General features: G+C 54.2%; 18 protein-coding genes. All 18 read left to right on the top strand.

Going from position 1 to position 12,558, the window contains the following annotated elements; translation table 11 throughout:
- Positions 1-7 precede the first annotated feature (7 nt).
- The 18 genes from CVU77_03360 (at position 8) to CVU77_03445 (ending at position 12,522) form a co-directional block, all read left to right on the top strand.
- Positions 8-457 carry a ribose-5-phosphate isomerase gene (locus tag CVU77_03360; protein PKN01985.1) on the top strand — a complete coding sequence of 150 codons (450 nt, stop codon included), beginning with the start codon at positions 8-10 and terminating at the stop codon, positions 455-457.
- Positions 454-903: a ribose 5-phosphate isomerase B gene (gene rpiB, locus CVU77_03365; GenBank protein PKN01986.1), complete on the top strand. Its 450-nt coding sequence runs from the start codon at positions 454-456 to the stop codon at positions 901-903. Before CVU77_03360 ends, rpiB begins: the two co-directional genes overlap by 4 nt.
- On the top strand, positions 900-1,361 hold the full coding sequence (locus CVU77_03370) for a hypothetical protein (protein PKN01987.1): 462 nt from the start codon (positions 900-902) through the stop codon (positions 1,359-1,361). The genes rpiB and CVU77_03370 overlap by 4 nt, the downstream gene beginning before the upstream one ends.
- Entirely contained in the window at positions 1,358-1,960 is a 603-nt protein-coding gene (locus CVU77_03375) for a hypothetical protein (GenBank protein ID PKN01988.1), read from the top strand. Before CVU77_03370 ends, CVU77_03375 begins: the two co-directional genes overlap by 4 nt.
- Before the next feature lie 2 nt (positions 1,961-1,962).
- The gene (locus CVU77_03380; GenBank protein PKN01989.1) at positions 1,963-2,277 is read left to right on the top strand and encodes an ethanolamine utilization protein EutN; all 315 of its coding nucleotides are present in this window, start codon (positions 1,963-1,965) and stop codon (positions 2,275-2,277) included.
- 46 nt (positions 2,278-2,323) lie between these two features.
- Positions 2,324-2,620, top strand: coding sequence for an ethanolamine utilization protein EutN (locus CVU77_03385; GenBank protein ID PKN01990.1), 297 nt, complete (start codon positions 2,324-2,326; stop codon positions 2,618-2,620).
- A 64-nt stretch (positions 2,621-2,684) separates the two neighbouring features.
- Complete coding sequence (locus tag CVU77_03390; protein PKN01991.1) at positions 2,685-3,335, top strand: phosphohydrolase; 651 nt, start codon at positions 2,685-2,687, stop codon at positions 3,333-3,335.
- Complete coding sequence (locus tag CVU77_03395) at positions 3,335-4,483, top strand: tRNA guanosine(34) transglycosylase Tgt (protein PKN01992.1); 1,149 nt, start codon at positions 3,335-3,337, stop codon at positions 4,481-4,483. Before CVU77_03390 ends, CVU77_03395 begins: the two co-directional genes overlap by 1 nt.
- Positions 4,440-5,669, top strand: a complete 1,230-nt coding sequence (locus CVU77_03400; GenBank protein ID PKN02031.1) for a hypothetical protein — start codon at positions 4,440-4,442, stop codon at positions 5,667-5,669. The genes CVU77_03395 and CVU77_03400 overlap by 44 nt, the downstream gene beginning before the upstream one ends.
- Positions 5,670-5,811: 142 nt before the next feature.
- On the top strand, positions 5,812-6,156 hold the full coding sequence (yajC, locus tag CVU77_03405; GenBank protein ID PKN02032.1) for a preprotein translocase subunit YajC: 345 nt from the start codon (positions 5,812-5,814) through the stop codon (positions 6,154-6,156).
- A gap of 3 nt (positions 6,157-6,159) precedes the next feature.
- Positions 6,160-6,825: a phosphohydrolase gene (locus CVU77_03410; GenBank protein ID PKN01993.1), complete on the top strand. Its 666-nt coding sequence runs from the start codon at positions 6,160-6,162 to the stop codon at positions 6,823-6,825.
- Between the two features lie 43 nt (positions 6,826-6,868).
- A complete protein-coding gene (secD, locus tag CVU77_03415) occupies positions 6,869-8,284 on the top strand; it encodes a protein translocase subunit SecD (GenBank protein PKN01994.1) in 1,416 nt (471 codons plus the stop codon).
- Between the two features lie 6 nt (positions 8,285-8,290).
- Complete coding sequence (gene secF / locus CVU77_03420) at positions 8,291-9,187, top strand: protein translocase subunit SecF (GenBank protein PKN01995.1); 897 nt, start codon at positions 8,291-8,293, stop codon at positions 9,185-9,187.
- A 50-nt stretch (positions 9,188-9,237) separates the two neighbouring features.
- The gene (locus CVU77_03425) at positions 9,238-9,789 is read left to right on the top strand and encodes a hypothetical protein (protein ID PKN01996.1); all 552 of its coding nucleotides are present in this window, start codon (positions 9,238-9,240) and stop codon (positions 9,787-9,789) included.
- Between the two features lie 18 nt (positions 9,790-9,807).
- A complete protein-coding gene (locus CVU77_03430; GenBank protein ID PKN01997.1) occupies positions 9,808-11,103 on the top strand; it encodes a hypothetical protein in 1,296 nt (431 codons plus the stop codon).
- Positions 11,100-11,768, top strand: coding sequence for a hypothetical protein (locus tag CVU77_03435; protein ID PKN01998.1), 669 nt, complete (start codon positions 11,100-11,102; stop codon positions 11,766-11,768). The genes CVU77_03430 and CVU77_03435 overlap by 4 nt, the downstream gene beginning before the upstream one ends.
- Positions 11,769-11,800: 32 nt before the next feature.
- Positions 11,801-12,058 (top strand): DNA-binding protein, encoded by a 258-nt coding sequence (locus CVU77_03440; GenBank protein PKN01999.1) that lies wholly within the window; start codon positions 11,801-11,803, stop codon positions 12,056-12,058.
- Between the two features lie 98 nt (positions 12,059-12,156).
- Positions 12,157-12,522 carry a MerR family transcriptional regulator gene (locus CVU77_03445; GenBank protein ID PKN02000.1) on the top strand — a complete coding sequence of 122 codons (366 nt, stop codon included), beginning with the start codon at positions 12,157-12,159 and terminating at the stop codon, positions 12,520-12,522.
- Positions 12,523-12,558 lie beyond the last annotated feature (36 nt).

A 12,558-nucleotide genomic window follows, 5' to 3' on the forward strand; every position in this document is an offset into this window, starting at 1 on the left:
CGGATATATGAAAATAGTCATCGGCTCCGACCATTCGGGATTCAGATTAAAAGAATTTTTGAAGAAATCGCTTCAGAAGTCCGGCCACGACGTCGCCGATTTCGGATGCTATTGCGAAGAAGCCGTCGACTGGCCCGACATAGCGCTTCTGGTGGCGGAATCCGTGACCCGAAAAGAGTATCCCAAAGGCATACTCATCGACGGAACCGGCGGAGCGATGCCCATAGCCGCAAACAAAGTGCCCGGCGTAATAGCCGTGTGCGCCTACAACGAAATAACCGCGCGTTTCGCCTCGGAACACGACGACGCAAATATACTCTGTCTCGGAGCGAAAATGCTCGGCGACCTTGCCGCCGAGGCGGCGGTAAAGGCCTGGTTGGAAACGCCGTACGCGGGCGGCAGACACGAACGCAGATTGGCCAAGCTGCGCGACATAGAAAAAAAATATTCCAAATGAAAATTGCCTTCGGCTCCGACCACGCCGGTTACGAACTGAAAAAATCGTTGACGGTTTTTGCGAAGCGTCTCGGCGCGGAAGTGAAGGATTTCGGAACCGATTCGATCGATTCCTGCGATTATCCGGATTCCGCTCGCGCGGTCGCCGCGGCGGTTTCCGAAGGGACTTTTGATTTCGGCGTGCTCGTTTGCGGCTCGGGCATAGGAATGAGCATAGCCGCCAACAAGTTTCCGCGAGTCAGGGCGGCGCTGGCCTGCTCGATAGAACACGCCCGTCTGGCGCGGCTTCACAACGACGCCAACATTCTTTGTCTGGGCGCTCGCTTTATCGACGATAAGATCGCGTCGGAATGCCTTAAGATTTTTCTTGAAACGAAATTCGAGGGCGGGCGCCACGAAAAAAGAGTAGCCAAAATAAGCGCTCTCGAAAAAGATTTATCAAAATGATAAAAACAAAGATATCCTTGCTTCTGGCCGCCTTTGCGGCAAGCGTTTTATTCGTGTCGACTTTGTCGGCCAAGCGCGGCGGCGGGCCCGACGACGAACTGCTTCGGCTGGGTTTGAAATACGCCGACGCCGGCAAAACCGCGGAGGCCGTTGAAATATTAAACGACGCCGTCGACGATAACCCCACCGCCTCGCGGTTTATGGCTCTGGGCATAGTTCATCTTCAGAGAGACGAATACGACCTGTCTTACGCAAATCTTCAAGAGGCGCTCGCTCGCGACCCCAATCTCGCTCCCGCCCGCTATACGCTGGCCATGCTCTACGAGAAAAAGGGCGAGCATTTGGAAGCGCTGGAAGAATGGAAAAAATTTCTGACCGTCTCCCGAAAAAAGAAATTCAGGGAAATGGCCGAGAAACACATAGAACAGCTTGAAATACGTCTCGGTATCAAAAAATGAAATCACATTTTACGGTTTTCGGGCGCCTTATATCGGCCAAAAACTTCACCCTGCCGGCCGTATTTTTTACGGCGGCCGCATTGGTCGCCGGATGCGCCACGCCCCGCGCCAATTATAAGGCGGGTTACGATTTTTCGTCGGTTCGCAAGGTTTATATCGAAGAATTCAGATCGGTGGCTGTTTTCGAGAATTCCGGTTCCGTCGTCAGGGATGCCTTCATATCGGAGTTTTTGCGCGCGGGTTACGCCGTAACCGACGATATTTCGTCGGCAAATGCGATAGTCGGCGGCAGTGTAAGGACATATAACCCCGAAAAAAGATATTTGATAATGCTGCAAAAACCGGGCGAACAAAGAATAGTCGCGCAGAATCTCACCGAAATCCCCGGTTCAAATCTTTACTCGTTCGGCTCGGCTTTCGGCCTCAAAGAAGATAATCAAATAATAGTGTCGAACGCCGTGGTGGGGATATCCGCTCAAATGCGCGATGCGTCCACGCGCGAGATTGTCTGGTCGAACGATTACACGTACGAAGGTCTGGATTTGTCCACGGCGCTCAACGGACTGGTCAGATATTTGGTTAAAACGGTGCCTAAATAAAAATGAAAGCAGCCAGAGTCATAGGCCGTGTTGTGGCCACTCAAAAAATATCCTCGCTGACAGGGCTGAAACTTCTTTTAATCCAGCCGATGTCATGGGATAAAAAACCGCAGGGCGACCCGATAGTCGCCGCCGATGCCGTCGGCGCGGGCGCTGGGGAGTTCGTTTTCTGGGTGGCCTCGCGCGAAGCCGCCGTGGGCATAGGCGGAACCGGTATGGCGGATACGCCGCCGATAGACGCCGCTATCCTCGGAATTATAGACGGAGTGGATTTGGCAAGTCAGGACAGAAAAAACGAAAGCGGAAAGCAGATATGACTTTGGCTGCTAACCACTCGCCACTAACCACTCATCACTTACTAATATGTTCATAGCAAAAGTAGTCGGTAATCTCTGGGCCACCCGCAAACACAAAAATCTCGACGGCGCCAAGCTGCTTCTGGTCGCCCCCGCCGATCCCATTACAGGCGAACTTTTGGGCGAGCCGGTTCTGGCGATCGAGAGGAATCTTTCGGCCGGCGCGGGCGATATGGTGCTTGTCATAGACGAGGGCAACTCCGCCCGACAGATACTTGCCGACAAAAAAGCTCCGGTCAGAACAATCGTGTGCGGCATCGTGGATTCGGCTACTGTCCGCGGTAAGACGCGCAAGTGGCATTGAGACGGTTTGCCCGCCCCGCCTTCCGAAGGAAAATCTTATTTCTTAAATCCGGGATTTTGACGCGATGAATTTCGACGACATAAAAAACGACAAAGAGATAGCCGTTTATCTTAAAACCGCCGACGACAACTTCCGCGCAATCGGATTCAAGGATCACGGTCTTCGGCACGCCGCGGTTTCTTCCGCGGTGGCTGGCTATGTGCTGGAGTCGCTCGGATATCCGGCCACGGAAGTCGAACACGCTAAAATAGCCGGATATCTCCACGATATCGGAAACGCCATATCGCAGGAAGACCACGCGCAGAACGGCGCCGTTCTCTCTCTTAATCTTCTGGAAAATAAGATGTCTTACGACGACATAATCAAAATAATCAGCGCCGTCGGAAGCCACGAAGACAAGGGGCTTGATCCCGTAAGCCCCGTATGCGCCGCGGTAATCCTCGGCGATAAATCCGATGTTCACCGCGCCCGCGTGCGCCAAAAGGACATGAGTCGTTTTGATTCCCACGACATGGTCAATTACGCCTGCCTCAACTCGTCGGTGTCCGTCGACAAGGCCGAGCGCATGATATATCTTCGTCTTGATGTCGACGAAAAAATCTGTCCCATTATGGATTTTTTCGACACATTTCTTGCCCGCATAAAGTTTTGCCGCCAGGCATCAAAGTATCTGGGGTGCGGATTCGATTTGTATATCAACAACTCCCGCATGTGATGAAAACCTTTGAAATCGTCAAATCCGACGAAAAAACCAAGTCCCGCCTCGGCGTTTTGCGCACTCCGCGCGGCGAAATCCGCACACCGGTGTTTATGCCCGTAGGCACGCAGGGCACGGTAAAGACCCTTTCGGTGGAAGATCTTGAAGCCCTCGGCGCCGAGATAATTCTCAATAACGCGTATCATATGTACCTGAGACCCGGCGCCGATAGATTGGCCGAGTTCGGGGGGCTTCACAATTTCATATCGTGGAAGAAACCTATACTTACCGACTCCGGCGGGTATCAGATTTTCTCTCTTGCCGCATCCCGCAAGATAACCGAAGACGGCGTGAAGTTCCGCTCCCACATCGACGGAAGTGAAGTGGCGCTGACCCCCGAAAGTATGACGGCTTTTCAGTTTGCCGCCGGTTCCGACATAGCCATGTGCCTCGACGAATGTCTTGAATATCCGGCACCTGTCAAAAAAGCCCGCGAGTCCAAGAATCTCACGACCAGATGGGCGCGTCGGTGCCGTGACGCTTTCGGGGAAGCTCTCGCCGCCGAGGGCGTGGAATATCGTCCGGGCGAAGGACTCCGGAAAATGCTGTTCGGCATTGTGCAGGGCGGCATGTACGCCGATCTGCGCCGCGAAAGCGCGTCGGAAATGACGGATATCGGATTCGACGGCTACGCCGTGGGCGGCTTGTCCGTCGGAGAACCGCGAGATGTAATGATGCCTGCGCTCGACGCCGCGCTTGAAAATTTGCCGTCGTCGAGCCCCCGGTACTTTATGGGACTCGGCAGTCCGGAAGATATCTGGGAAGCCGTCGAGCGGGGCGTGGATATGTTCGACTGCGTTCTGCCCACCCGCAACGCCCGCAACGCGCAGGCGCTTACGTTTTCCGGCAGAATAAATATCACAAACGAACGATTCCGTTCCGACAGCGGGCCTCTGGAAGACGGATGTCTCTGTCCCGCCTGCCGCCGTTATTCGAGGGCTTTCATAGGTCATCTTTTCCGTTCGGGCGAGTTTCTCGCCGGGCGCCTTCTGAGTTTGCACAATATTTTTTTTATGATAAAATTAATGGCCGTAATACGCGAGGCCGTGTCGAACGGAAACTATGTCGATGAAAAGAAAAAATTTCTTGAAAAATATCTCGCTTAGATCCGTCGCGGTTATAGTCGCCGCCTGCGCGGTTATTTTTGCCGCGCAATTATTGCTTGCCGCGGCCGCCGGCGTTCGCAAAGCCGATTCGCCGCCGACCTCTTCGCCCGCCGCATTTCCCGCGGGAAATACGTCCGCATCCCCTGTTCCCGCGGCCGCCGCCGACACGCAGGCGCGGACGGAGCCGCGTCCGGCCGAATATATCGAAGCGATATACTCCGCTCTGAAAAACAATTCTTCCGACGTGCGGCTGAGGGCGCTTGAGATAATTCGCGAACGCCCCGCGCTTTTTGTGTCCGTCCGGGTTAAACCCTTATTGGAAGACAAAGACATCAATGTTAAGATACAGACGGTGCGCACGCTGGTTGCGCTGAACGACCGCACCGGCATTCCGTATCTCAGGTCTCTGGCCTTTACGTCGCCGAAGTTGTCTGCCGCGCCCACGGTTTCCGAAAGGGTAAAAATATTCACGGCGCAGAACAACAGGATAAAGGCCATAGTCGCTCTTGGCGACATAAAGGACACGGTATCGACGGAGCGTCTCGAAGCGGCCACCAAAGACGGTGACGCGCGGGTGGCGGACGCCGCATGGATTGCGCTTGCCGGAATGGGTAACAAAAGAGGCGCGGAAATTTTTATAGACGGACTCAAAAACTCGGAAAAGGCCGTCAGGGCCAAGTCGGCGGAAGTGGTCGGGGATATAGGAGCCGTTGCCGGTCTTGCCGCTCTGCGCGAGCGCGCCGGCGACTGGGATAAAGACGTAAAATTAAACGCGATACGTTCGCTGGGAGTTCTGCGCGACGTTGAATCGGCGCCCCGTCTGCGCGAGATTGTCGTGACCGACAAAGACCAGAGCATACGGGAATCTGCCGTCAGGGCTTTGGGCGAAATACGGGACGGCTCGAGCGCGGCTTTTCTTAAAAAATACATTTCCGACGAAAACATAGTAGTCCGGCTGGCCGTTTGCGAATCTCTTGCCAAAATGAACGACTATTCCGGCAAGGAGTTCGTCAAGGCGCTCGCCGAGCGCGCCGCCGAAAAAGAAGCGCGATACCGCGCCCTCAGGGCGTTGTCGCACTTTTCTCTTAATGCCGCGGACGAAAATTTGCTGCGCGAGATTGTTTTGGACGACGATTCTATGACGGTTCTTGAGGCCGTAAGAGTTTTATCTTTTAAAAAAAATTAGATGTCATTGCGAGGAGTAGGGGCGTATAATTATACGCCCCTACTTGATGGACGACGCGGCAATCTCCCGCAAGTAGGGACAGGTCGCGACCTGTCCCTACAATAACCTCGCAATGACGATAGAAAACAGGAGGAATATAAAAATGTTCTCATTTGTTAACATGCCTGCGATTGCGCCCGCGGCGGGCGGCGGGGATTTTTTCGGCGGCATCTTCCCGATGCTGGTCATCTTCGTTATTTTTTATCTTTTTCTGATAGTGCCGCAGCAAAAAAAAGCCAAAGAGCATCAGAAACTGCTCAACGCTCTTAAACGCGGCGACAAGGTGCTTCTGACCGGCGGCATATACGGAAGCGTCTCAAACGTAAAGGGCGATATCGTCGAAGTTAAAATCGCGGAGGGTGTAACCGTCGAAGCCGCCAAATCGGCCGTCTCGGCCGTGATAGTTCCGCCGGCGCCGGCGTCGAGCACCCCCGATATCGTAAAATAAAAAATGTCACGCCTCACACTCGAAAAAGTCAAAGAGAGCATGCTCGTCAAGAAGTTTATCGAGCAGGCCAACAACTATCTGGGTTCGATAGGATTTACCGAGCACGGTTTCAGACACGTGTCGCTGGTGTCCGCCATAGCCAAAAACGTTCTGGAGCATCTGGATTATCCCAGAGAAACCTGCGAACTTGCCGCCATAGCCGGGTATCTGCACGATATCGGCAACGTGGTTAACCGCAAAGATCACGGACAATCCGCCGCGCTGATTTCCATGAGGATTCTCAACGATATGGGATCGCAGCCCGAAGAAACGGCGATGATAATTTCCGCCATCGGCAATCACGAAGAGGAAGTCGGAGAGCCGCTTAATCCCGTGGCGGCTGCTCTGATTCTGGCCGACAAATCCGACGTGCACAAAGCCCGCGTCAGAAATCCCAGTATGATAGCGCTCGACATTCACGACAGAGTCAATTACGCCGTGGACAGGTCGTACCTCAGGGTCGACAAGACAAAAAAGACGATCACTCTGGGACTTTCCGTCGATACCAAAATATCCCAGCCGATGGAATATTTTGAAATATTTATGACAAGAATGATGATGTGCCGCAAGGCCGCGCGGTATCTGGGCTGTCAGTTCGAACTCGTCATTAACGAAAAAAAAGTGCTTTAAAAAAGCGGCCTTTCGCTGCGCAAAAAGCAATCGCGGAGATAATATGAACAAACTGCAAATCAAGCTGGCTGTGCTCGGAGTCGTCCTTGCGGCGTCGCTGTGGTTTCTGTTTCCGACAATAACTTGGTTCGGATATTCTCCTGAGACACGCTCCGAAATGGAGTCGCGCAAGGATTCCATAACCTCGAAAGTTATAAACCTCGGGCTGGACTTAAAGGGCGGCTCTCACCTTGTTTTGGAGATAGACGCCGACAAACTTCCGCCGGATGTCGACATCGACGAGACGGTCGGACGCGCCATAGAAGTCATAAGAAACCGCGTCGACCAGTTCGGCGTGACCGAGCCGCTGATAGCCCGTCAGGGCGACCGCTGGATAGTCGTGCAGCTTCCGGGCGTAAAGGATCCCAAAAAAGCCAAGGAACTTTTGGGTAAAATGGCGCTGCTGGAATTCCGTCTTCTCGACGAGAGCGGCGCGCTCAACAATATCGCGGAAAAACTAAGAAGCGCCGGCGCGGGATTTGCCGATATCGCCAAATATCCCGAAATTAAAAAAATGATTCCCGCCGGTTACGAGTTGTTTGCCGGCCGCGACGACAGATACCATCTTCTTAAAGCGGCGCCTGAGCTTACCGGCGCCTATCTTGTCAATGCCAAAGTGCAGTTGGGCGGGCAGTACGGCTTCCCGTATGTTTCGCTTGAGTTCAATCCCGAAGGCGCCAGAATGTTCGCAAACATAACCGCCGCAAACATTGAAAAATCCCTGGCCATAGTTCTCGACGGCGTGGTGCAGTCGGCGCCGGTCATAAAATCCAGAATTCCCGACGGCAAGGCGATTGTCGAAGGCAATTTCTCGATGGAGGACGCAAAGCTCCTGGCCACGGTGCTCAGGGCGGGCGCGTTGCCGGCTCCGGTTAAAATCATCGAGGAAAGAAGCGTCGGCCCCACACTGGGCGACGACTCCATACGCGCCGGCATACTGTCGGCGGTAATCGGCGGCGCGCTGGTCATAATTTTTATGATGATTTACTACCGCTCCGGCGGATTCATCGCGGATGCGGCGCTTATACTCAACCTGCTTATCCTTCTGGCGATAATGGCCTATTTCAGGTTTACGCTCACGCTTCCTGGCATAGCCGGAATAATTCTTACACTGGGCATGGCCGTCGACGCCAACGTGCTGATTTTGGAGCGCATACGCGAGGAACTGGATTTGGGCAAAAGCGTGCGCGTCGCGGTCGACGCCGGATATTCGCGGGCCATCGGGACAATAGTCGACTCCAACCTGACGACGCTGATTGCGGCTCTCTTCCTGTTTCAATTCGGCACCGGTCCCATAAAGGGTTTCGCCGTCACGCTTACCGTCGGCATAGCCGTAAGCATGTTCACGGCGATATTCGCCACCAAGACGGTTTACGACGCGCTTTTCTCGGGCGATTATCTTAAAAATCTGAGGTACTAAAAAAATATGAAGATATTTACGGGAACAAAAATCGATTTTATCGCCAAGAGATACGTTTACTTCGGCATTTCACTGGCTCTTATGGCCGCAGCTTCGGTTTCCGTGGTTATGAAAGGCGGATTCTCCGTCGGAATAGATTTTGAGGGGGGGTATCTTTTTCAGTTGAAGGTGACCCCGCCTATGCCTATGTCGGACTTAAGAAATGTTCTGAGCGGCTCGCTTTCGTCTTTTGAAATACAAAACGTGGTCGGTCTCGACGACGTCATAGTGCGGGTGAAAAAGGGCGAAGTCGGCACGCAGGAACTTATGTCCGCGATGGAGAAAAATATCGTCGCCGCCAGTCCCGACGCCGTAGTGCGCTGGGACCGCGTGGAATATGTCGGCCCTGTCGTCGGACAATATCTTAAACGTCAGGCGGTAATGGCCATATTCTTTTCGCTGGCGGGTATAATCGCCTACGTGGCGTTCCGGTTTAAGTCGCTCGTCTGGGGCGCCGCCGGAGTGGCGGCTCTGGCTCACGACGTATGGATAGTGCTGGGGTTTCTGTCTTTTTTCAACAAAGAAATAACTCTTACCGTCATAGCCGCGCTGCTTACTCTGGCCGGTTATTCCATAAACGACACCATAGTCATATTCGACAGAATCCGCGAAAAAATGCGCCTTCACTCGAAGGAACCGCTCTCGGAAGTGATAAACAGAAGTATCAATGAAACGCTTTCACGCACTGTGATAACTTCGCTGACGCTATTTGCGGTTGTGCTCGCCTTGTACATTTTCGGCGGCGCCGTGCTCCACGATTTTTCATTCGCCCTTTTGGTCGGAGTGATTGTCGGCACGTACTCGTCGATTTATGTGGCCGCGCCCATAGTTTACGAGTGGTACGCGAAACGCTCCGCGCGTTGAGTTTTACGCAATCAGGCGAAGCTCCGGTAATATAACGCGACGAAAAACAAATGCCCAAAGTTAAAAAATTCAACCTGAAACTTTCTGTATATCAGATACAGCAGATGCTCCGTCGCAGGAAATTTCCGTTCGGCGAGGATACTATCGGCGAACTCTCGGAAATGTGCGCCGAACTTAAAAACTCGGTGTCAACCGCGGCGCATTTCGGCACTTTTCGCGACCCGCGTTCCGCGGGAATGGCATTCGACATCCCGTCGGGCGCCGTGGCGCTCAGCGTTGCGGCGGCCACCATCGGGCAGGGCGCGGAGGAATTTATCGCGCGGCGAAGCGCGGCGGGCGAGGAGTCGGCCGTTCTGGCCGGGGCCGTCGTGTCGCACGCGGCGGACGAAGCCAAACGTTTCGCCTGGAAAATAATTTCCGACGAAGCGGCCGCCGAGAAATGCGGCCTGAGCGATAAAACGCCGGTCACGGACGCGGCGTCGCTCGACACTCTGAAAGATTTTCTGGTAAAGATTGACATCTTCCCGACGGAAAACGGACTTAAGCCCGTCTACTCGTTCGTAGAGTCGGCTTTCTGGTATCCGCTCAAGAAAAAAAAGTGAAATCCGCATCTCGCGGGTATGGCTTACCTTCCAGTCGGACATTCGCATAAAGTGATTATAAGAATACTTTACAACATCGTTTACGCGGTTCTGCTTGCGCCGTTCGCGGCTGTATTTGCGGCGGCTATGCCCTTGCGTCTCCGGCGTGAATTCAACGCCTCGTGGAAAGAACGCCTGGGCATCTATCCGCCGCAGTCCGGCGATTCCTCCCTGCCGTCGGTAATAGTGCGTTGCGCCTCCCTCGGCGAGACGAAAGTGGCTTTAAGATTCATTCAAAAAATATCGGGCTGCCGCTTCATTATAGCGGCTGGAACTTTGAGCGCCCGGGATTGCGCCAGGCAGTATTTGAACGAGAGGGATGTGGTTTTTACTCCCGTTGATTTGTATCCTTTCGTCAGAAGATTTTTTTCCGTGTTCCGTCCTGCGGCGGTAATATTTGTTGAAAGCGATTTGTGGCCGGAGTTTTTGTTCGGCGCGCGGGACGCCGGAACCCGTTCTATTCTTGTAAACGGAAGATTTTCTCCGTCGAGCGTGCGTCTGGGTTCAAAGTTTAAAAAACTCTCGCGGGAGATACTGTCTCTTCTTGAAGCTTTTTTAGTCAGATACGATTCCGACACGGCGGCTCTTGCGGTTGTGGGAATCTCGCGTGAAAAAATCGGGGTTTTGGGAAATATAAAATATGACTTTGGCGCCGCGCCGGAACAAACATCGCGTGTATCCATGGGTTATTCCGACGGAGATTTTGTCATAGTGGCGGGCAGTACGCATCTTGAAGACGAAAAAGCGCTGGCCGTCGCGCTGGGTAAAGGCATTTTCGCTTCGCGGCCCGAGCTCAAAGTCGTCGTCGTGCCGCGGCACGTTGAGCGAGCTGCCCAAACGGCCGCGATTCTTAAGGCATTCGCGCCGGCGTTGCTGTCGGATGAGCGTTCGCCCGCGCCGCGATGTCTTATCGTAGACAAAAACGGAGACCTGGAAAAATATTATTCCGTCGCCTCGGCGGCTTTTATAGGCGGCTCGTTCGGTCGTCGAGGCGGGCAGGAGCCGATGACCCCCGCGTTTTTCGGCAAACCCGTCATTTACGGGCCTCGCATGAGCAAGTTCGCCGACGAGACGTCGCGGCTTGAAGCGGCGGGCGGCGCCGTGAAAGTCGCGTCGGCTTCCGCCTTGGCCGATGTTCTGGAAATGTTCGCCGGCGATCCGGCCGCTGTCGCTGCCGTCGGCAAAAAGGCAAAATCCGCCGCCATGGCCGACGTCGGGGCGGCTTCGCGCGCGGCCGAACGCCTAAGAGAGTTTATCGAAAGGATTCCGCGATGACCCCTTTCTACTCGTTTCTGGGATGGCTCATCATAAAACTCTGGAGCGTCACCTTGCGCGTCCGCCGCTACGGGGTCGAAAAACATTCGCCGGAGGCGCTTGCCGCGCTGTCAGGACGGCCTTCCGGCCCGGCGCGTCCGGCTCCCGCGACATCCGTCGTGTTCGCGTTCTTTCACGGAGAGCAGTTCATCCTGTACACCGGCCATCGCGGCAGGCCCATAGCCATAATGACGTCTCTGTCGCGCGACGGCCAACTGCAGAACGGCATACTTCGCCGCTTCGGCTATGAGACCGTAAGAGGTTCCTCTTCGCGCGGAGGCGCCCGCGCGCTCATAGAAATGATATCCGCAATGCGGCGCGGCTGCTCGGCCGCTTTTGCCGCCGACGGCCCCCGCGGCCCCGCGCGCGAAGTCAAGCCGGGACTTGTGTATCTGGCCGCCAAAACCGGTGCGCCGATAGTGCCGATGAGAATTTTTTATTCGCGCGCCAAGTTGCTCGATAAGACGTGGGACAAATACCTCGTCCCGATGCCGTTTTCCGTGGTCTCGATAGTTTATGCCGACCCTGTTTTCGTAGACCCGCGCTCCTCGGATGAGGACATTGCGCTGATGTGCCGCCGCATAGCCGGTATAATGGAGGCGATTCAGCCGCCCGACGGTAAGTAGTTTGTCACGCCGGCGGTGTCGAATCTTTTTTTATGAATAAATCGCATTTGATTACGGCGCTGGGCAGAGTTTTGTCCACTAAAAAAGAATGTTCCGCCGCGGCGAACAGGGTCTTTGAAGAAATCGCGCGCGCGATATTGCGCGGCGAGCGCGTGACGATATCGGGCTTCGGGAGTTTTCAACCCTACATATCGCGCGCCCGCAGAGTCAAAGACCCCCGCACGGGAGCCGTCATTGATGTGCCGCCCAAAAGAAGGGTGCGTTTCGTTCCGTCGGGGGATTTGTTTTAAAGTCGCTCTATTCGCTATAATAGCACCGGCGTGACCGCGCATTTTTACCGGCGCAGATTCTCCCGGACAAACTGGTCGGGTCATTTCATTTCAGCGGTATGGAAAAGCTTTTCTTCGAGTCGGACAAAGAGTTTTATTCGATCGGCGAGGTCTCGAAGATCATCGGCCTGCCGTCGCATACTCTTCGTTACTGGGAGTCGGAGTTCGGCGCGCTGAGGCCGTTGCGCAGGGATTCGCGCCACCGGAAATACACTCTCAAAGATATAGACAAAATACGTAAAGTCCGGGAGTTGCTCTATAAAAAGAAATTCACCATAGAGGGCGCAAAGAAAGCGCTTCTGGAAAGCGAGAGGGAAAAGTCCCGTCAGCTCAATCTCGACATAGGGACTTCTTCGGCGGCAGCGTCGGCCTTAAAAGAAGTAAAAAAAGAGATAGAAGCCGTCCTCGCCCGTCTGAAAGAATAATGTTTCGGTGATATTCTCATCGGGTGGATGCCGGTG

The sequence above is a fragment of the Elusimicrobia bacterium HGW-Elusimicrobia-1 genome, assembly GCA_002841695.1.
Taxonomy (GTDB): Bacteria; Elusimicrobiota; Endomicrobiia; order PHAN01; family PHAN01; genus PHAN01.